The following is a 19559-nucleotide window of genomic DNA, read 5'->3' on the forward strand; positions in this document are numbered from 1 at the left end:
CGGCTTTTCGCCATTAATCCGGACATCATTACCTGATAAATTTACTATAGATATAATTACGTACTAGGGCAATAGTATCTTGACTATTAAGTTTCCGTTGGCAACTACCACTAATTAATTAGCGATTTATTAATCCGGAAGGAACATCATGGCGCAATACATCTTCACAATGAATCGGGTCAGCAAGGTGGTTCCACCTAAACGGGTGATCTTGAAAGACATATCTCTTTCCTTCTTCCCCGGCGCCAAGATTGGGGTGCTGGGCCTGAACGGCTCCGGTAAATCGAGCCTGCTGCGCATCATGGCGGGCGTTGATAAAGAGTATGAGGGTGAGGCGCGCCCGCAATCCGGGATCAAGGTCGGCTATTTACCTCAGGAACCGAAGCTCAACCCTGAAAAAGATGTGCGCGGCAACATTGAAGAATCCGTCCAACCCATCAAAGATGCCCTCGACCGTCTCAATGCTGTCTATGGCGCCTATGCCGACCCCGATGCTGACTTTGATGCCCTGGCCAAGGAACAGGCCGAACTTGAGGCCCTCATCCAAACCACGGACGGTCACAATCTTGACCGCCAGCTGGAGATCGCCGCTGATGCCCTGCGCCTGCCGCCGTGGGATGCCGATGTCAGCAAACTCTCAGGCGGTGAAAAACGCCGCGTTGCGCTGTGCAAACTGATCCTGTCGAAACCCGACATGCTGCTCCTCGACGAGCCCACCAACCATCTGGATGCGGAATCCGTCGCCTGGCTGGAACACTTCCTGCACGAATACACCGGGACCGTCGTCGCAGTCACCCATGATCGCTACTTCCTCGACAACGTCGCAGGCTGGATACTCGAACTGGATCGCGGCCACGGCATTCCATGGGAAGGTAATTACTCTTCCTGGCTGGAGCAAAAAGGAAAACGCTTAGAGCAAGAACAGAAGACAGAAGCGGCGCATATCAAGGCCATGAATCAGGAGCTGGAATGGGTGCGTTCTAATCCAAAAGGCCGCCAGGCCAAAGCCAAAGCGCGTATTGCCCGCTTCGAAGAACTGAGTCGTGTTGACTATCAGAAGCGTAATGAGACCAATGAAATTTTCATCGCGCCCGGCCCACGCCTCGGTGACCAAGTTATTGAAGCTATCAATTTAGGCAAGGGATTCGGTGACCGCCTGTTAATCGATAATCTTAATTTCAGTCTGCCACCGGGCGGCATCGTCGGCGTCATCGGCCCCAATGGTGCCGGTAAAACGACTCTTTTCCGAATGCTGATCGGCCAAGAGAAACCAGATGCCGGTGAGCTGCGTTTGGGCAGCACCGTGAAACTGGCGTATGTCGATCAAAACCGGGATTCTCTGACAGGCAATAAAACCGTATGGGAAGAAATTTCCGATGGCCAGGATATTATTCAAGTCGGCAATTTCGAACTCAACTCGCGCGCCTATGCCAGCCGCTTCAATTTTAAGGGTACCGATCAACAGAAACGCGTTGGCGAACTTTCTGGCGGAGAGCGCAACCGTTTGCATCTGGCCAAGTTGTTACGCGCGGGCGGCAATGTGCTGTTATTGGATGAACCGACAAATGACCTGGATGTGGAAACCTTACGTGCCCTTGAAGAAGCGCTACTCGAATTCGCCGGTTGCGCGGTGGTCATCTCCCATGACCGCTGGTTCCTCGACCGTATAGCCACTCACATCCTCGCCTTCGAGGGTGACAGTCACGTCACCTGGTTTGAGGGCAACTATGCCGACTATGAAGCCGATCGCATCCGCCGCTTAGGCGATCAGGCGAAGCAACCTCACCGCATCAGCTTCAAGAAATTCAGTGCATAGCAACATTTGACGTCATCTCGGTCAAAGGCCGGTTGAAGAAGGAGATCACTTCTTCAGCCGGTACTGGCTTGCTGAAGAGGAAGCCTTGCACTTCATCACAACCTTGACGCCGCAAAAACTCCAGCTGCTCGACAGTTTCGACACCCTCTGCCAGCACCCTGATATTCAAACTACGTCCCATCGTGATAATTGCGGTACTTAAAGCCGCATCATTGGCATCAGTCAGCGCATTCCGTATAAAAGAGCGATCAATCTTCAGCGTGTCGACAGGGAAACGCGTCAAATAACTCAGCGATGAATAGCCGGTACCAAAATCATCTAACGATATTTTAATATTATTAGACTTAAACTCCGCCAGCAATGCCACGCTCTCATCAACATTATCCATCAAGCTGCTTTCGGTAATCTCGAGGTCGAGATATTGGGGATCGATTCCACTGGCAACAATTGCCTGCCGTATAACCTGCGCCAGCTGTCTTCCCTGAACAAACTGGCGCGGCGAAATATTAACTGCTACTCTGACCATGTATCCTGCTTCATGCCAACGCTTGCCTTGACGACAGGCCTCCTGTATCACCCATTCGCCTACTTGCAAAATGAGCCCGGTTTCTTCAAGCAACGGAATAAAACGGATCGGAGACACCATCCCGAGGTCAGGATGATTCCAGCGGATCAATGCCTCCACACCCACCACATTGCCGTGCTTGAGATCTATTTGTGGTTGATAGAATAATACAAATTCATTTCTCTCCAGCGCCCGACGCAGGCTGTTCTCCAACACCAACTGCTCAAACGCCATGGCGTCAAGATCATTGGAGTAAAACTTATAGGCATTACGGCCATGCTCTTTCACATGATGCATAGCCGCACCTGCGTGCTTCATAAGATCGTTTGCGTCATGGGCATCATCAGGATAAATAGCCACTCCGATGCTGACGGTAATAAACACTTCCCTATCCCCTATCACAAAAGGCTGCTCAAACTGAGACAACACCTTCTTTGCAATTACTTCAGCATCCTGACTACGCGCTATCCCGGGCGACATGATGGAAAACTCATCACCACTCAGCCGACTTACGACATCAATATCTCTGACATTGTAAGTCAACCTTCCGGCCACACTTTTCAATAACTCATCTCCAGCATTTTGACCCAATGTTTCATTCAGAGTCTTGAATCGATCCAGGTCGACTCTTAATAGCGCAATCTTTTCTCCGCGCTGATAAGAGCGTGCGATTGACTGCACCAACTTCTCATTCAATAACGTACGATTTGGCAACTCGGTTAACACATCGAAGTTAGCCAGTCGGTGAATCTGGTCTTGGGCCTCCCTCATCTGTGTCACATCGTTACAAACCATGATGTAGTTGGAGACGAACCCTTTTTCATCCTTTGTAACACTAACTGTCGCCCATGCGGTGTACTCTCCCCCCTCCCCCTTATAACTACTGAATTCACCGCGCCAGCTACCCTGATGATCAACAATTTTCCATATATTGTTAACCATTTCCTGACCATTCAATGCCGACTTGAACAGGAAATCCATCGTTTTCCCGACAATGATGTCCGGCGTATAACCACTAATCTCGACAAAGGAACGATTAACCCGCATAATCGACTTTTCTGGTGACAATATAACAATCCCTTCTATGCTATTGGAAAACACCTGCTCCGCCAGTCGCATGTTTTGCTCAGTTTGACGGCGAACGCTCAGATCACGAACAATTCCAATAAAAATTGGCTCTTTACCAAGATGAACCGCACTTAACTCAATCTCAATTGGAAATAAATCATTATTCTTGCGCTTGCCAACCAGCTCCCTTCCTGATCCAATCACTCGCGCCTCACCACTGAGCAAATAACGGTTCATAAACACATGGTGCTTATCGGCATATTCATCCGGCATCAGTATTTGCACTGGACTCCCAAGCACCTCATTTCTCTTGTAGCCAAAGATATACTCAGCCGCCTTATTAAAAGTAATCATTAATCCATTCTTATCAATGGCGATAATTGCATCCAATACGTTATCAAGGATTGTGCGTACTTGCTCCTCGCTGTTGCGCAAGGCCTCTTCAGCATCACGCCTTTCGGTAACATCACGAAAATAGACAGATACTCCGGTACGATGTGGGTAGACATGGATCTCCAACCACCGATTTTCCGGTGGGTAATATCCCTCGAACTCGATTGGCACACGATCCATGGCTGCCTTGTATATCGGTTTATAAAAACTGCTCGCCAATTCAGGGATCATATCCCAAAGATTTTTGTTTACACTCTCATCCTTGGTTATTGAAAATATTTCCCTCGCCTTCGAATTGCAATATTGAATCTCAAAGTCATTATCGATAGCAATATAACCATCTGTCGTGCTTTCCAGGATATTAAGCACCTGTTTTCGTTTCAGGTTTAGCTCATGTTCGACTGCTTTTCTATCACTAATATCGAGAACCGTTCCGAAGAGACGTACTATCTCACCCTCATCATTAAGCGTTGCTTCGACATGATGCTGCACGGTCCTGATCACGCCATCTCGCAGAATTATCCGGTGATCCACCGAGAATGACTCCCCCATTTCCATTAATTCCATAATTGCCTGATACACGTATTCTCGATCTTGGGGATGAACAGTCTTGATCAGATAGCTACGGATAACAACATCGATATTTATATTTTCTCTGCAGTGGATTATGTATAACTCATCTGTCCAGTAATATTCCCTGGTCTTAGTATTCCACTCCCATAGCCCAAGCCCCGCTACCAGTTGCGCTCTACGCAGCCGTTCATTACTGTTTTCAGCCGACTTTTCATGATCATATAATCTTTTTGAAACCAAATTCAGGGAACCCACTAGTTTTCCAATTTCTGAATAACCACCATTACGGTGTAAAATATTTCCTCTGCTGTCATCGATATGGGCTGCAAATTCACTTGCTTCATTAATTATTTTCAATGGACGACGCATAATAAGAACAATGACCACTACGGCAATCAGTGCCACAATCAATCCATCTTTGATTTGATGGGCAATAAATGCCTCGCCCAGGAACCCTGCCGCCTGGTCTCGATAATTAATAAATAGCCATCCCTCCAAATGGGTACTCGTGACAGGCACCCAGACATCGACATTGTCCAGCTGGTGTATCACTTGCGGATTGAAGGACTTCGGTGGCGTGTGATTCGCTATCTTTGAATCTGAGGAACTCGAATATATCAGTGTCCCATGTTCATTAAACACGGCAATTTCTTTAGCATCTGAACTAAGCTTCGCGCCATCGAGGAAATAGCTGATCGCCGTTAAATCCTGCTGCCTGACATGAACTGAAACCTTATCTGCCAGCACCACCGCTTTTGTTAGACTCCGCTCTGCCGCGATACGCCCCAAATCTTCCTGTAATTCGGAGGCCATATGAAACGCAAAAATCATGGTGCTGGCCACCAGCAACCAGCCGACCATGACTGGCAGCTGAATTCTCAATTCCCCAAAACGAGCCAGAAACTTTCTCATGAACCGATAGTTCGCCTCGCCATAAGCACAACAATAAATAGATATATCTTTTAATATCAGTTAGTTATATGATTACATCGATAAAATATGTAGAATGCGGCGCTATTTTTTTAGCGGCAGAATCAAGAGATTCTTGAGGATTAATCAGTAGTTATGGAAGGGTGTCAGGAATAAGTTGGAGGGCCATCAATAAGGCATCCTCCCTGCCCTGCGTAGAAGGGTAATAATTACGCCGCAATCCAATTTCATTAAATCCCAGTGATTCATAAAGCCGGATTGCGGCCTGGTTTGAAATTCTTACCTCTAACAGGAGCAAATCCGTTTGCCGCCGGGCAGCCTCGGCCACCAGCTGCCGCAGCAAATAACGCCCCCAGCCTTGTTGTCGTTGTTCGGGATGCACGCACACATTCAGGATATGTGCCTCACCCGCGCCGGTGGACATCACACCATAACCGATGATGCGCTCACCGCTTAACAATATCTGGCAATAATGTTCAGCCTGTAAACAATCGCGAAAGATGCCCCTCGTCCATGGAAAATCATAAGAAAGCCCCTCGATCTCCAATACCGTATCGAGATCGGCCTCCGTCATGTCCCGCGTGTACACTGAATCGGTGATCTTCGTCACATTAGGAAACTGAACGCAGTGTCTGGCGCGCCAGCAACAAATCACTCCACGCCTTACGCTTTTCACTGGGCGAGCGCAACAAATAGGCGGGATGGTAGGTGACGACAATGGGGGTTTGAGTTTCAGGATGTGTCCACACGCGACCACGCAATGTCCCCACGGCCCGATCGGTATGCAATAGGTTATGCGCAGCAATGCGGCCTACGGCAAGGATGATTTTAGGCTTGAGCAATGCAATTTGATTGCGCAAGTAACCGGCACATGCGGCTGCCTCTTCCGGTTGCGGGTCACGATTTTGTGGTGGACGGCATTTGACAATATTAGTGATGTATACTTGCTCACGCGGCAATCCAATCGACAATAACATTTGATCCAATAATTTGCCGGCGCGGCCGACAAAAGGCTCGCCTTGCCGATCTTCATCGGCCCCAGGTGCCTCACCGATGATCATCCACTCGGCTTGTCGATTACCCACCCCAAATACACTCTGTGTCCGCTGCTGCGATAACGGACAGCGAGCACAACTACGCACCTGTTCGGCGAGAGTATCCCAATCAACTGTTGTATCTGAAATGGAATAAGATTCAATTTTGGACTCTGAAACCGTTGGCACAACCGTTTCAGAAACAGCACGCGCCTGCCACACCTGAACACCCATGGCATCCAGGTAAGATAAGCGACGTGCGGTTTCTTCGTGGCTCATACGTGCGATTTACAGTGATTGCGGATGTGCCCGCTCGGCTGGGAGCAGGATCTTGTTCAGCGCATTGATATAGGCCTTGGCTGAAGCGATTACGATATCGGTATCCGATCCCTGGCCATTCACGATCCGCCCACCCTTCTCCAGCCGCACGGTCACTTCACCTTGCGAGTCCGTGCCACTGGTGATGTTGTTGACTGAATAAAGCTGTAAATCGGCACCGCTATTGATCATACCTTCGATGGCTTTAAAGGTTGCATCCACCGGTCCGCCGCCTTCGGCTTCGTGATGTTTTTCATCACCTGCCAACCACAAACTTACCTTGGCGCGTGGCGTCTCACCGGTTTCGGAACAGACGCGAAGGTACAACAGCTTGATACTCTCATTTTCCGCACTAAGATTGGCGTCCGTCACCAGTGCCTGTAAATCTTCGTCATAGATTTCGTGTTTCTTGTCGGCAAGATCCTTGAAACGGGCAAAGGCTTCGTTCAACTCTTCATCCGTTTCAAAAATGATCCCAATTTCCTGCAACCGGGTACGAAAGGCATTACGGCCAGAGTGTTTGCCCAGCACCATGCGATTAGCGGCCCAACCCACATCTTGCGCACTCATGATTTCATAAGTCTCGCGGCTCTTGAGCACACCATCCTGATGGATACCCGATTCATGGGCAAAGGCATTGGCACCGACAATCGCCTTATTCGGCTGCACCGCAAAACCGGTAATGCCGGACACAAGACGCGACGTGGGAACAATGTGCGTGGTATCCAGCTCGACATCACAGGGGAAAATATCACGCCGGGTGCGTACGGCCATTACGATTTCTTCCAGCGCGGCGTTACCGGCACGCTCGCCAAGACCGTTGATCGTGCACTCGACCTGGCGCGCACCATTGATCACCGCCGATAAAGAATTGGCCACGGCCAAACCCAAATCATTGTGGCAATGCACGGAAAATATCGCCTTATCAGAATTCGGCACACGCTCAATCAATTGCTTGATCAAATTGCCGAACTGATGTGGCAGATTGTAACCCACCGTATCCGGAATGTTCACTGTACGCGCACCGGCATCGATTACCGCTTCGATTACACGACACAGAAAATCCAACTCGGAGCGGCCCGCATCTTCAGGCGAAAATTCGACATTATCGGTATATTGCCGGGCACGCTTCACCGCTTTGACGGCTTGCTCCACCACTTGATCCGGCGTCATGCGCAATTTCATCTGCATATGAATCGGCGAGGTGGCGATGAAGGTATGAATCCGCGCCGAGTTCGCGCGCTTGAGTGCCTCGCCGGCGCGATCAATGTCCTTATCCAGCGCCCGCGCCAAACCGCAAACCGTGCTGTCTTTCACCATCTTGGCCACAGCCTGCACCGACTCGAAATCACCGGGGCTGGCAATCGGAAAACCGGCCTCGATCACGTCGACGCGCATTTTCTCCAGGGCCTTGGCGATCCGGATCTTTTCCTCTTTGGTCATCGAGGCACCGGGGCTCTGCTCACCATCGCGCAAGGTCGTGTCAAAAATAATCAATTTGTCTTTCATGGTTCACTCCGAAATTCGTATCCTGATGTTACCTTAGCCCCCTTTTTGCCGCCACAGGGCCGCATGGATTTACCCTTGTTCAGGGGCTGTCTATTTACTCTAGTAGGGGTGCCCGTCCGGGCCGGGGGTCATTGTCTGCCCGAGGGCAGCAGCAGGTTCAGCAGAAGAGATTGGCGCAACAACGCAACCATCACCGGGCGGTGACAGCAGGCATTCATCGTGTTGTTGGCGTTAAAGTTCATCATTCAATCACTTGGGTCAGTATTTCACTATACTGCTGCCAATAAAGAGAATCAACCCTCGCCCTCGCCATGATGTTTGCGTTCGGCCCGGCGCTTGCGCAACTGGATCAAGGTCAGGGCAGGCCCGGACAAGGCATAGATCAAGGCGATAGCAAATAACACCCGTGGCGGGTCGCCTGCCACCAGGACAAAGATCGCCGCCACCAGCAGAATCTTGATAAAGGGCACCTGACCTTTGAGATCAAGGTCTTTAAAGCTGTAATAACGGATATTACTGACCATTAATATGCCAGCACTTACCGTCAGGATCAGGGCCGGGATCACCAGATGCTCACGGGGCCATCCTGCATCATCACCCCACCACACCAAGCCCGCCAGCAAGGCCGCAGCGGCGGGGCTGGCCAAACCCTGGAAATAGCGCTTGTCGATGGTTCCGACCTGGGTATTGAATCGGGCCAGCCGCAGTGCCGCACCCGCAGCAAAGACGAAGGCGCCGGCAAAACCGATCTTGTGCAGTGGCACTAAGGCCCATTGATACATCACCAGCGCCGGCGCCAGACCAAACGACACCATATCCGCCAGACTGTCATATTCCTTGCCGAAATCGCTTTGGGTATTGGTCATGCGTGCGATACGACCATCAAATGCGTCCATAATCATGGCAAAAAAGATGGCAATCGCCGCTGCCTCGAAACGGCCGTTCATGGCCGAAACCACGGCATAAAATCCGGCAAACAAGCCTGCCGTGGTAAACAGATTGGGCAGTAAATAAATGCCGCGGCGGCGTTTGATTTCAGGTTCCATGATGGTCTGTCATTGATTTAAAACAGCACTTACCGCAAAGGACACGAAGGACGCGAAGGAGGAAGCCAACGGGCACTTTGCATCTCGCACACATGGGAATTTTCTATCCAGCATTTAATCCCTTTGCGTTCCTTAACGTCCTTTGCGGTTATCTGCTTTTCCAAGACAATCAGTTCTTGGATTTGTCGACCAATTTATTGGCGGCAATCCAGGGCATCAACGCGCGCAGCTTTTCACCCGTCTGTTCGATCGGATGCGCGGCATTGAGACGACGCATCGCGGTCATTTCTGGATAATTGGCCTGACCTTCCAGGATAAAGCGCTTAGCGTATTCGCCAGTCTGAATGTTTTTCAGCGCTTCGCGCATCGCCCAACGGCTTTCTTCGTTAATGACTTTAGGGCCGGTCACATATTCGCCATACTCTGCATTGTTGGAAATAGAGTAGTTCATGTTGGCGATACCGCCTTCGTACATCAGGTCAACGATCAATTTCAGTTCGTGCAGGCATTCGAAATACGCCATCTCTGGCGCATAACCGGCTTCAACCAAGGTCTCAAAACCGGCCTTGACCAGTTCAACCGCGCCACCGCACAACACGGCCTGTTCACCAAAGAGATCGGTTTCGGTTTCGTCTTTGAATGTGGTTTCGATAATGCCGGTACGGCCACCGCCCACGCCACAGGCATAAGACAGTGCAATTTGCTTGGCCTTACCAGAGGCATCTTGATGAATCGCGATCAAGTCGGGAATACCACCGCCTTTGACAAACTCGCTACGCACGGTGTGACCCGGTGCTTTCGGTGCAATCATGATGACGTCCAAATCGGAACGCGGCACGATTTGGTTATAAAGGATGCTGAAGCCGTGAGCAAAGGCCAGAACTGCACCCTCCTTCAGGCTCGGTTCGATTTCGTCACGATACAGTTTGAATTGGAATTCATCCGGCGTCAGGATCATGACCAGATCAGCAGCCTTAACCGCATCAACCACGGCCGACACTTTCAGACCGGCCTTTTCAGCCTTGACTGCGGAAGGCGAACCCTTGCGCAGACCGACGGTAACATCGACGCCGGAATCTTTCAGATTGTTAGCATGGGCATGGCCTTGTGAGCCATAACCGATAATAGCGACTTTCATTCCACGGATGATGGAAAGATCGCAGTCTTTATCATAGTACATGTTCAACATGATGTATTTCCTTCTTACTTTTTAGTCAAATGATAAATTCGATTACCCGTTTTAAACGGACAAACTCTTTTCGCCACGGCCGATACCGGAGACACCGGAACGCACTGTTTCAAGAATTGCGGCTGAACCTACCGCTTCCAAAAAAGCATCCAGCTTATCGCCGGTACCGGTCAATTCAATTACATAGGTACTGGGTGTCACATCGATGATGTGACCACGGAAGATATCGGACAAACGTTTCAATTCGGCCCGATCCTCGCTTGCCGCACGCACCTTGACCAGCATCATCTCGCGCTCGATATGCGGGCCTTCGGTCAGGTCAATCAGCTTCACCACATCGATCAGCTTGTTGAGCTGTTTGGTGATCTGCTCGATGATCTCGTCCGAACCACGCGTCACCAAGGTCATGCGCGACAGCGACGGATCTTCGGTCGGCGCCACCGTCAGCGATTCAATGTTGTACCCACGCGCCGAAAACAACCCTGCAACACGTGACAGGGCACCCGCTTCGTTTTCCATCAAAATTGAAATTATGTGCCGCATCGCCTTACACCAGAATCATTTCATTCAAGCCCGCACCGGCCGGGATCATCGGATAGACATTTTCTGTCTGATCAGTGACGAAATCCATAAACACCAAGCGATCCTTGAGCCTGATCGCTTCTTTCAACGCACCCTCAACATCGCCCGGTTTTTCGATGCGCATGCCGACATGACCATAGGCCTCTGCCAGTTTGACGAAATCCGGTAACGCATCCATGTAAGACATGGCGTAACGGCCTTGATAGAAAAACTCCTGCCACTGCCGCACCATACCCAGGAAACGATTATTCAAACAGATAACCTTGATCGGCAGGGCGTACTGAAGACAGGTAGACAACTCCTGAATACACATCTGGATGCTGCCCTCACCGGTCACACAGGCAACCGTGGCATCGGGATGCGCCAATTGTGCACCCATTGCCGCGGGCAGACCGAAACCCATCGTGCCCAGACCACCGGAATTGATCCAGCGATGGGGTTTGTCGAATTTATAGAACTGCGCCGCCCACATCTGATGTTGTCCAACATCGGACGTGACAAAGGCTTCGCCTTTGGTGACCTTGTACAAGGTTTCAATCACATACTGCGGCTTGATCAATTCGCTGCCACGATCAAACTTCAGGCAATCCAGTCCGCGCCATTCCTCGATCTGTTTCCACCAGTCGGCCAATACTTTCTTGTCCGGCATCTCGCCGATTTCCTTGATCGTTTTGATCAGGTCCTTGAGTACGGTATCGACATTGCCAACAATCGGCACATCGACTTTAACGTTTTTGGAAATCGACGCCGGATCGATATCGACATGAATAATCTTCGCTGTCGGACAGAACTTCTGCACATTACCCGTCACACGATCGTCAAAGCGCGCGCCGATGGCAATCAACACATCGCAATGGTGCATCGCCATATTGGCTTCATAAGTGCCGTGCATGCCCAGCATGCCCAGGAATTGTTTATCGGTGGCGGGATAGCCACCGAGCCCCATCAGCGTATTGGTGATGGGATAACCCAGATACTTAATCAGATCGGTTAATGGTTTCGCCGCACCGCCAAGAATGATGCCGCCGCCGGTGTACACCATGGGCCGCTTGGCCGACAGCATCAATTCCGCAGCTTTTTTAATTTGACGCTGATTAGCCTTAATCACCGGGTTGTAAGACCGCATGTCGATCTTCTTCGGATAGCTGTACTCCGCCTTGTGCGCCGAAACATCCTTCGGAATATCGACCACCACCGGACCGGGACGACCGGTCGTCGCGATATAAAACGCTTTCTTAATGGTCTCGGCGAGCTTGGTGACATCCTTCACCAGAAAGTTGTGCTTCACACACGGACGCGTGATGCCCACATTATCGACTTCCTGAAACGCATCGTTGCCGATCAAGTTCGTTGGTACCTGACCGGTAAAAATGACCATCGGAATCGAATCCATGTATGCCGTGGCAATCCCGGTGACGGCGTTGGTGGCGCCCGGACCGGAGGTCACCAGGACAACGCCCGGTTTGCCTGTGGCACGCGCATAACCGTCGGCGGCATGCGTGGCGCCCTGCTCGTGACGCACCAATACGTGCTTTACCTGTTCCTGCTTGTAGAGCGCATCATAAATATGCAGGACGGCCCCACCCGGGTAGCCAAACACGTATTCGACACCTTCATCCTGCAAACAGCGGACAAAGATCTCGGCGCCAGTCAATTCCACCTTGTTATCTCCCATATCACATCCAAATAATCCAACGCAAAAAAAGCCCGCACCCGCGAGCCCCTTCTTAAGCCTGCGATTCTACGCAATAAACTTCGGAAGCTACTGATTCAGTAGCGCGCCGTCAAGCGCATGAAACAAGCGGATTAGTATAACAAAAAGACCCTTGCCAGGGGATCGATATTGCAGGGGCGATTCATGAATCGCCCCTGCAAGGACCATCCAAATATTCCGTGGACCGCTAACCGCCGCTTCCCGCCTCCCCTTTTTCAATGTGGGTCGCCAGGAATTGATCCACTTCCTTCCAGGCATCCTCGGCCAAACCAGGGTTATAGCTGGGATACTGCGGATCGGCAAAACCATGTTGCCCTGCGTAATGACTGGCACTGAATCGAATCAGCGCTCGTTTCATCAGTCGCTCATAACCCTCCACTTTCGGCGGCGGGACAATGCTGTCGTCCTTGGCATAAATGCCGAGCACTGGCGCCCGTAACCGGCGCACACCCTCGACACTCTCATCCAGGGGGCCATACCAGATCACCGTCGCCGAAATCTCATTGGGTGCAATCAACGCCGCCTGGAAGGATTGCCAGCCGCCATAGCCCCAACCCATGGTGGCGATCTTGCGCCCCGGGGCTTTGAGGTATTTGAGCCCGGCCAGGATGTCGTATCTCACCCACTCGGGATCGATTGCACCCATGATTTCCTGGGCCAGCCATTGCTTACCCGTCTTACGTCCGTCAAAGACATCGATCGCCAGCGCACGATAACCCTTGGCGGCATAGCGTTGCACCCATTGCCGCATGCTGTCGTTCAAACCCCAATAGTCATGCAGCAGGAGTATCCCAAAAGGCGCATCTTCTGGGCCGGCAACGTAAGCGTCCAAAGTAGTGCCCAGGGGCGTGGTCAGCGTAATCTTCTGAACAGCTGTGGAATCAGTCTTTGGCGCGGCAGGCACAGCTTCGGCGGGGACAATGGGCGCGGCCGTGTCGACCACTGGCGCATCTTCCTGCGCCCAAGCGATATTGACACTGACCACAAAGGCTAGAAATGCCCGCTTAATCGTTTGAATGTTCATGATCTCAAGACCTTAGCATGGGCCTTTAACGACGACAAGCAGGCGCATTTGCATATCCAGCCGGTTGGACCATACTTGGCCATGCATAAACAACTGAGGGACGGATCACGATGACCACTGGCAGCCAACCCAACTGGGATGCAATCGCGGAAAAGTTTGATCTCTGGTTACCCCACATCGCCCCGGTGGGCGCTGCCCTGCTCGATGTCTTGCAGGCCGAGACCGGGGACAAGATTCTGGACCTTGCCTCGGGCACGGGCGAACCGGCGCTGACCCTGGCCCGGCAACAACCGGGCGTCAACATCGTCGGCGTCGATGCCGCCGAGGGCATGGTGCGCACAGCACGGAACAAGGTTGAACGCGAACGACTGGCTAACATTCGCTTCCAGACCATGCCCGCAGAGAGGCTCGAATTTACCGACGAAAGTTTTGATAAGGTATTATGCCGCTTCGGAATTATGCTCTTCGCCGATCCCCAACAAGGTGTAAATGAAATGGCCCGGGTGCTGAAAACGGGCGGCCGTTACGCCTTCACCGTATGGGGCACAGCAGAGACCATGACCACTATGTATTGGGCACGACAGGTGTTCAAGGGGCGCATTGCTGAGGAATTGGCGCCTGCCTTGGAGAAAGTCACGTCACTGGGACCACCGGGCGTGATCGAGGAAATGCTCAACCGCGCCGGACTCACTCGCTTTCAAGTTTCCAGAAAACGTTTTAACTATGAATTCCAGTCCTTTGATGACTACTGGAATCTGATTGAAGCGTCCGACATCCTGCGCCAACAGTTCGAGGCCCTGCCCACCGATCAGTGCGACCTGATTCGCGATGAGGTCGCGCGCTTCGCCCGAGACTTTCAAACGCCGGAGGGATTAAAGATTCCGCATGAATATGTGTTGGTGTGGGGGGATAAATAACGGGTCAAGAGCAACGGCACGTTGACTAGTACAACAATTGTATGTATTTAATGTGTGTGATTTCAATATTCCGAAGATTAGGAAAAATTCGAATTACTGGATGAGGCATTAAGAAAGGTCAGCAATTCACTATAAGACCTATCTCAACCAATTGTTGATAATGGATTTTTTATAACTAAGATATAATTCGGTGCTCACATGGATGTCTATAAGGACTTACACTTCTTCCCGATTCTTGTTGCCGATGATGACCCGTTTCAGCGGCGTCTCGTGCGACATACGCTAAACAGCATAGGCTACAAGGATATCGAGGAGGCCGACTCTGGCCTGGCAGCACTAAAAATGGTTAAGAGTGCAGATTACTCGCTCATCTTCACTGACGTGGAAATGCCTGGCATCAACGGGCTGGAGTTATTGCGGCAGATTCGCTGCGGTAATACGCGCACCCCGCGTGATACCCGGACTGTTATCTTTACAAGTTTTTCCAATATGACGGTACTTCGCGCTGCTATCGCTTTGGACGTAAACGGCTTTCTAGCTAAACCACTAAAAACCGGTGACTTACTGGACAACATACGCAAAGCGATCAATGAAACCCTGCATTTAAAGCCTGAGAGCGCCTACCAGTCCGTGAATACTGATATCTCCGAGGTACATACCGCCCCTTCCGCACCCAAACTACATATTACTACGTCTCCAAAAAGCACCGCCAAGATCAGTACTCCGATCAAACAAAAACCGGATGAAACCGCCGCCATCACGCTACAAGTCTCAAGCAATGTGGATTCTGGAGCAGAAGAACCACCACCGGACGGCGCGGTAAAAATCTCGCTCCTGCAGCTAAAACCCGGGCTCGTTCTGATGAGAAACATAGTGGCCAAGGACAGTACCCTGTTACTCGCGGCGGGAAGCACGCTCAGCCAGCTGGTCATTAACCGCTTGCAAGAGCTCCGCAGCATGCTGGTCTCGGAGCAGATTTGGGTGATGGCGCCAGACGACATATCTCAAGACCTGTAGGGGCGATTCATGAATCGCCCCTACGTCCCCGATCACATTTTTCAACAGGCTCCCTAACAGCTTGTTGAAAAACTCCCTCTCCTTCAGGGAGAGGGTTGGGGTGAGGGGATAAATGAAGCATAATTGTTTGATTATACCCCCCTCATCCTAGCCTTCTCCCTGAGGGAGAAGGGACTAAGTGCTTTTTTCAACAAGCTGCTAAGAAAATGTCCGATCAAGCGCCCGCCTGACTCACATAATCCTGTATCCACGCCTTCACTGAAGCAAAGAGTCCCGGCAATTCTGCCATTTGCCGATCAATCTCCGCCCAATCCCCGGCCTTTCCGGATTGTTCCAGCGCCAGGCAGCAATCGGCCAATGTGTTGGCGCCGACGCTGCGCGCCGAAGATTTCAAACGGTGCGCCAGTGCTCCGATTTCGCCGTGTTGCCGTGCAGTATAGGCTGATTCAAGAGCAGCCACTGTCTCTTCGGCATTACACAAAAAATCATTGTAGAAATCCGCCATCAGGCTTTTGTCATCAACGCCCAGCACCTCGGCAAGGGCAGCGGGATCGACGGCACTGGCAGCCATCATCCGGTCAGCCGCTGCGGGGGTGTCATCTCCACCGGCGATTGATGCCAGCGGCAACCATTTTTTCAGCTTCTCCTGCAACACATGCAATTGCACCGGCTTGGACAGATAATCGTCCATGCCTGCGGCAAGACAACTCCGATCCGTGCCTTTGAGCGCATCCGCGGTAATGGCAATGATGGGGATATGTTGCTTGCCATCCTCCTCGCACCGGATCGCGCGGGCCAGGTCATAACCATCCATTTCCGGCATATGACAATCGGTCAATACCAAACCAAAACGCCCTTCACGCCAGCGTTCCAATGCCTCGCGGCCATCAGCGGCCAGTTCGGCCGGATAGCCCAGCATGCCGAGCTGATGGCTGAGCACCTTGCGGTTGATTTCGTTATCCTCGGCGACCAGTATCAACATCCCCGCCGCTTCTGCGGCTGCCAGGGTCAGCGGTATCGGGCCAGGCAGTGCGTCGGCGACGGGCGGGATTTTTTCCAGAGAAGCGCGCCCCACCGCTGCCGCAACGGCATGCAGAAACGTCTTCCGGCGCATGGCCTCCAGGTCTACGGCCACGCCGTCATCGCCATCGAGCCGGGCGCGCCGGCGCTGCCCGCGGCTGACGATCACAAATCGTGGCCGAGAATCGCTCAATGCCTGCCGCACACGATCGCGCACGGCGCCGGTATCCTGCGTTCCGTCACAATCCATGACCACGACAAGCCCACTGCTCGCGGCCGTGCGTGCCTGCTGGACTAAATCCTGGTCACTACTGGCTGCAGTAACGGTTGCTCCGGCGGAAGACAGGTAACGTTCGATCAAGGAGCGGACGACCTCATCCTGGCTTAATACCCATGCCTTCACGCCCGTCAACTCAAAATCAGGCCGCTCGATGTTATCGGAGGCAACCGGTAAATCGAGGTGTACGGAAAAAATCGAGCCCTCCCCCGGCTGACTCTCCAGACTGATGTGTCCGCCCATGAGTTCGACCAGACGGCGACTGATCGTCAGACCCAGTCCAGTGCCACCAAAACGCCGCGTGGTGGAGCTTTCGGCCTGGACAAAGGGCTGGAACAATTGCGTCTGGACTTCAGGGCTGATGCCGATACCATTGTCCTCCACCCGCAACAACAGCTGTGCCCGTTGCGCCGAGGTTGTCTCCAGTTCCGCGCGAATCACGACCCGTCCGCGACGGACTGGATCACCGCCGGTGAACTTAACGGCATTGCCCGCCAGATTGAACAGCACCTGACGCAACCGCACCGGATCGGCTTGAATTTCCGGCAAACGTGGATCACAGAACAATAGCAACTCGACTCCCTTGCGATTCGCCAAGGGCAACAGCGCCTCGCCAACGCTCTCGACCAGACTCGTCAGTGACAGCGGCACCTGTTCCAGGTCCAGGCGACCCGCCTCGATCTTGGAAAAGTCGAGAATGTCGTCGATGATCCCCAGCAGCGAGAAGGCGGATTCGCGCACGGTTCCCAATAAATCGCGCTGATCGTCATCAAGAGTGGTGCGGTCCAACACCTCAACGATACCCACGACACCGTTCATAGGCGTGCGAATCTCATGACTCATGGCAGCCAGAAATTGGCTTTTGGCCTTGGCGGCCGCCTCGGCCTGATCCTTGGCCTCGACCAGCGCGGCATTGGCACGCTGCAACTGATCACGCTGCGCCTGGAATTCGATGTCCGCCCGCACCCGTTCGCTGATATCACGCAAGACCCCGGTAAACAAGGTCTTATTCGCAACGCGGGTGACGGTCACCGCCAGATCCAGGGGGAAGAAGCTGCCATCCTTACGTCGACCTTTCACCATGCGTCCGACACCTATGATTTTAGCAGCCCCGGTTTCTTGATAACGCTTTAGATAATCATCGTGCTGACTGGCATCCGAGTTATCCATCAGCATGCTGACATTGTGACCAATCAGTTCCTCGGCGCAATATCCGAAGATCTTCCGTACCATAGCGTTGGTGGACTTGATAACGCCTTTATCGTCGATGACGATGATCCCGTCGATGACCGCATCGAAAATAGACGCTAAACGAGTTTCGCTCATGGCCACTTGTTGCATTGATGCCAGCAGGCGTCTGAGCAGAAATCCCCCCAGAACCAGCACCAACACCAACGTTGCAATCAACAGATACAATGACTCTGCAGCCGCCTGCTCCCGTTGCTCCAGACGAGTGTCCAGCTGCACCAGAACGGCATCGTAGAACTGAAAAATATCCGCGAGGGCATGGCTGCCAGCATCAAAAAATGAAGCGGGGACAACGTCAACACTATGCTCACCCAGAAGTTGGGTTGTCGCCAGAACAATAAACCCAAATGATTCTTGCACCGCCTCATTTGCCAAATCCCTAAGTGTCCCGGCTTGGTCCTTAGTCTGTTCCAGAACGTGTGCGACACTCACCTGCAATTGTCTGCTATTCTCCCGCCCCAGTTCTATTTTCACCATAGCATCCAGTCTGCTGTCCGTATCGAGATGATTGATCGCTGCACTACCAACGCCGCGAATCTGCGCGATGGACTCGATGAATAGCGGTAACCGCTTAGCTGCGATGTCCATCAAGTAATAGGTTTCCGCCACCGGATCAAGAACCAGACCGGAGCTGTCCGCCACGTGGTCGATCAGATCGCCCATTTCATCGATCAGTGCTGTGTGCTGGCTAAAAAAATCATCCGCAGACAAATCAACAGTTCGCTTTTTGAGCCGCTGCCACCATTCTTGAAGGGCATTGACGCGTACCGAGGTCTCGAGTGCGTTTCCTACCTCGCTGTTCACCCGGGCCAACCGCTGAAAATCCCGATCGACAGTCTGCTCTAACGCAAGACACCGATCACGCCAGGTAGCCTCGCCTTGACGCTGAACGATACACACGCCACGATGCTCAGGAATGTGTTCCAGCAGTGGACGGAGCGCGACCAGAAAAGCCACGCCACGGCGCTCCTGTTCCACAAAGTGCTGCTGTTGAAGGAAATTGGGAACCAGCAACGCGCCCACACTGGCAATCAACGCCAGAAAAACGGCGTACAAAATAGTGAATACCGATCCACGCTGCGCAATGGTGGTGGGGGCATCTGTGTTCATAACAAAACCCTTTACTGATTATTGCCGACGGGCGTCCGGCCGTTGGATGAACGATATCCAAGTCAGTTAGCGGCACACGCCATCATTGGTTAACCTGATAAAAGGCCGTATTACTCTGTCATTTCGAGTGCTAGCGAGAAATCTTGCTTCTACGGCCTGAATTGTAAAAATTTGTTACAAGGTCTCTCCCTTCGGCCAGAATGACAGTC

Annotated in this window: 13 protein-coding genes; 3 read left to right on the forward strand and 10 right to left on the reverse strand. The window is 52.1% G+C overall.

Annotation, left to right across the window (positions count from 1 at the left end):
- Positions 1-148: 148 nt before the first annotated feature.
- Complete coding sequence (gene ettA, locus HY272_08035; GenBank protein ID MBI3772630.1) at positions 149-1816, forward strand: energy-dependent translational throttle protein EttA; 1668 nt, start codon at positions 149-151, stop codon at positions 1814-1816.
- Here the strand turns inward: ettA and HY272_08040 are convergent.
- The 9 genes from HY272_08040 to HY272_08080 form a co-directional block, all read right to left on the reverse strand.
- Complete coding sequence (locus tag HY272_08040; GenBank protein MBI3772631.1) at positions 1806-5327, reverse strand: EAL domain-containing protein; 3522 nt, start codon at positions 5325-5327, stop codon at positions 1806-1808. The two genes, ettA and HY272_08040, sit on opposite strands and share 11 nt — an antisense overlap.
- A 151-nt stretch (positions 5328-5478) precedes the next feature.
- Positions 5479-5919, reverse strand: a complete 441-nt coding sequence (rimI, locus tag HY272_08045; GenBank protein MBI3772632.1) for a ribosomal protein S18-alanine N-acetyltransferase — start codon at positions 5917-5919, stop codon at positions 5479-5481.
- 37 nt (positions 5920-5956) lie between these two features.
- A complete protein-coding gene (locus tag HY272_08050) occupies positions 5957-6658 on the reverse strand; it encodes a uracil-DNA glycosylase (GenBank protein ID MBI3772633.1) in 702 nt (233 codons plus the stop codon).
- Between the two features lie 9 nt (positions 6659-6667).
- Positions 6668-8206: a 2-isopropylmalate synthase gene (locus HY272_08055; protein MBI3772634.1), complete on the reverse strand. Its 1539-nt coding sequence runs from the start codon at positions 8204-8206 to the stop codon at positions 6668-6670.
- 293 nt (positions 8207-8499) lie between these two features.
- Positions 8500-9252, reverse strand: coding sequence for a CDP-diacylglycerol--serine O-phosphatidyltransferase (pssA, locus tag HY272_08060; protein ID MBI3772635.1), 753 nt, complete (start codon positions 9250-9252; stop codon positions 8500-8502).
- A 169-nt stretch (positions 9253-9421) separates the two neighbouring features.
- Positions 9422-10438: a ketol-acid reductoisomerase gene (ilvC, locus tag HY272_08065; GenBank protein ID MBI3772636.1), complete on the reverse strand. Its 1017-nt coding sequence runs from the start codon at positions 10436-10438 to the stop codon at positions 9422-9424.
- Positions 10439-10492: 54 nt separating this feature from the next.
- A complete protein-coding gene (gene ilvN / locus HY272_08070; GenBank protein ID MBI3772637.1) occupies positions 10493-10984 on the reverse strand; it encodes an acetolactate synthase small subunit in 492 nt (163 codons plus the stop codon).
- Between the two features lie 4 nt (positions 10985-10988).
- A complete protein-coding gene (locus HY272_08075) occupies positions 10989-12698 on the reverse strand; it encodes an acetolactate synthase 3 catalytic subunit (protein MBI3772638.1) in 1710 nt (569 codons plus the stop codon).
- 226 nt (positions 12699-12924) lie between these two features.
- Positions 12925-13761, reverse strand: a complete 837-nt coding sequence (locus HY272_08080) for a dienelactone hydrolase family protein (protein MBI3772639.1) — start codon at positions 13759-13761, stop codon at positions 12925-12927.
- Positions 13762-13871: 110 nt separating this feature from the next.
- Between HY272_08080 and HY272_08085 the strand changes: the two genes are divergently transcribed.
- Together HY272_08085 and HY272_08090 are read left to right on the forward strand one after the other, a co-directional pair.
- A complete protein-coding gene (locus tag HY272_08085; GenBank protein MBI3772640.1) occupies positions 13872-14678 on the forward strand; it encodes a methyltransferase domain-containing protein in 807 nt (268 codons plus the stop codon).
- A 198-nt stretch (positions 14679-14876) separates the two neighbouring features.
- Positions 14877-15695 (forward strand): response regulator, encoded by an 819-nt coding sequence (locus HY272_08090; protein MBI3772641.1) that lies wholly within the window; start codon positions 14877-14879, stop codon positions 15693-15695.
- 214 nt (positions 15696-15909) lie between these two features.
- Here the strand turns inward: HY272_08090 and HY272_08095 are convergent, their stop codons facing one another.
- A complete protein-coding gene (locus tag HY272_08095; GenBank protein MBI3772642.1) occupies positions 15910-19350 on the reverse strand; it encodes a response regulator in 3441 nt (1146 codons plus the stop codon).
- Positions 19351-19559 lie beyond the last annotated feature (209 nt).

This window comes from Gammaproteobacteria bacterium, assembly GCA_016200485.1.
Taxonomy (GTDB): domain Bacteria; phylum Pseudomonadota; class Gammaproteobacteria; order Tenderiales; family Tenderiaceae; genus JACQEP01.

Bases quoted from the DNA above. Each gene is read 5' to 3' on its own strand.
- ettA (MBI3772630.1), top strand. From the start codon at position 149: ATGGCGCAATACATCTTCACAATGAATCGGGTCAGCAAGGTGGTTCCA.
- HY272_08040 (MBI3772631.1), bottom strand. From the start codon at position 5,327: ATGAGAAAGTTTCTGGCTCGTTTTGGGGAATTGAGAATTCAGCTGCCA.
- rimI (MBI3772632.1), bottom strand. From the start codon at position 5,919: ATGACGGAGGCCGATCTCGATACGGTATTGGAGATCGAGGGGCTTTCT.
- HY272_08050 (MBI3772633.1), bottom strand. From the start codon at position 6,658: ATGAGCCACGAAGAAACCGCACGTCGCTTATCTTACCTGGATGCCATG.
- HY272_08055 (MBI3772634.1), bottom strand. From the start codon at position 8,206: ATGAAAGACAAATTGATTATTTTTGACACGACCTTGCGCGATGGTGAG.
- pssA (MBI3772635.1), bottom strand. From the start codon at position 9,252: ATGGAACCTGAAATCAAACGCCGCCGCGGCATTTATTTACTGCCCAAT.
- ilvN (MBI3772637.1), bottom strand. From the start codon at position 10,984: ATGCGGCACATAATTTCAATTTTGATGGAAAACGAAGCGGGTGCCCTG.
- HY272_08075 (MBI3772638.1), bottom strand. From the start codon at position 12,698: ATGGGAGATAACAAGGTGGAATTGACTGGCGCCGAGATCTTTGTCCGC.
- HY272_08080 (MBI3772639.1), bottom strand. From the start codon at position 13,761: ATGAACATTCAAACGATTAAGCGGGCATTTCTAGCCTTTGTGGTCAGT.
- HY272_08085 (MBI3772640.1), top strand. From the start codon at position 13,872: ATGACCACTGGCAGCCAACCCAACTGGGATGCAATCGCGGAAAAGTTT.
- HY272_08090 (MBI3772641.1), top strand. From the start codon at position 14,877: ATGGATGTCTATAAGGACTTACACTTCTTCCCGATTCTTGTTGCCGAT.
- HY272_08095 (MBI3772642.1), bottom strand. From the start codon at position 19,350: ATGAACACAGATGCCCCCACCACCATTGCGCAGCGTGGATCGGTATTC.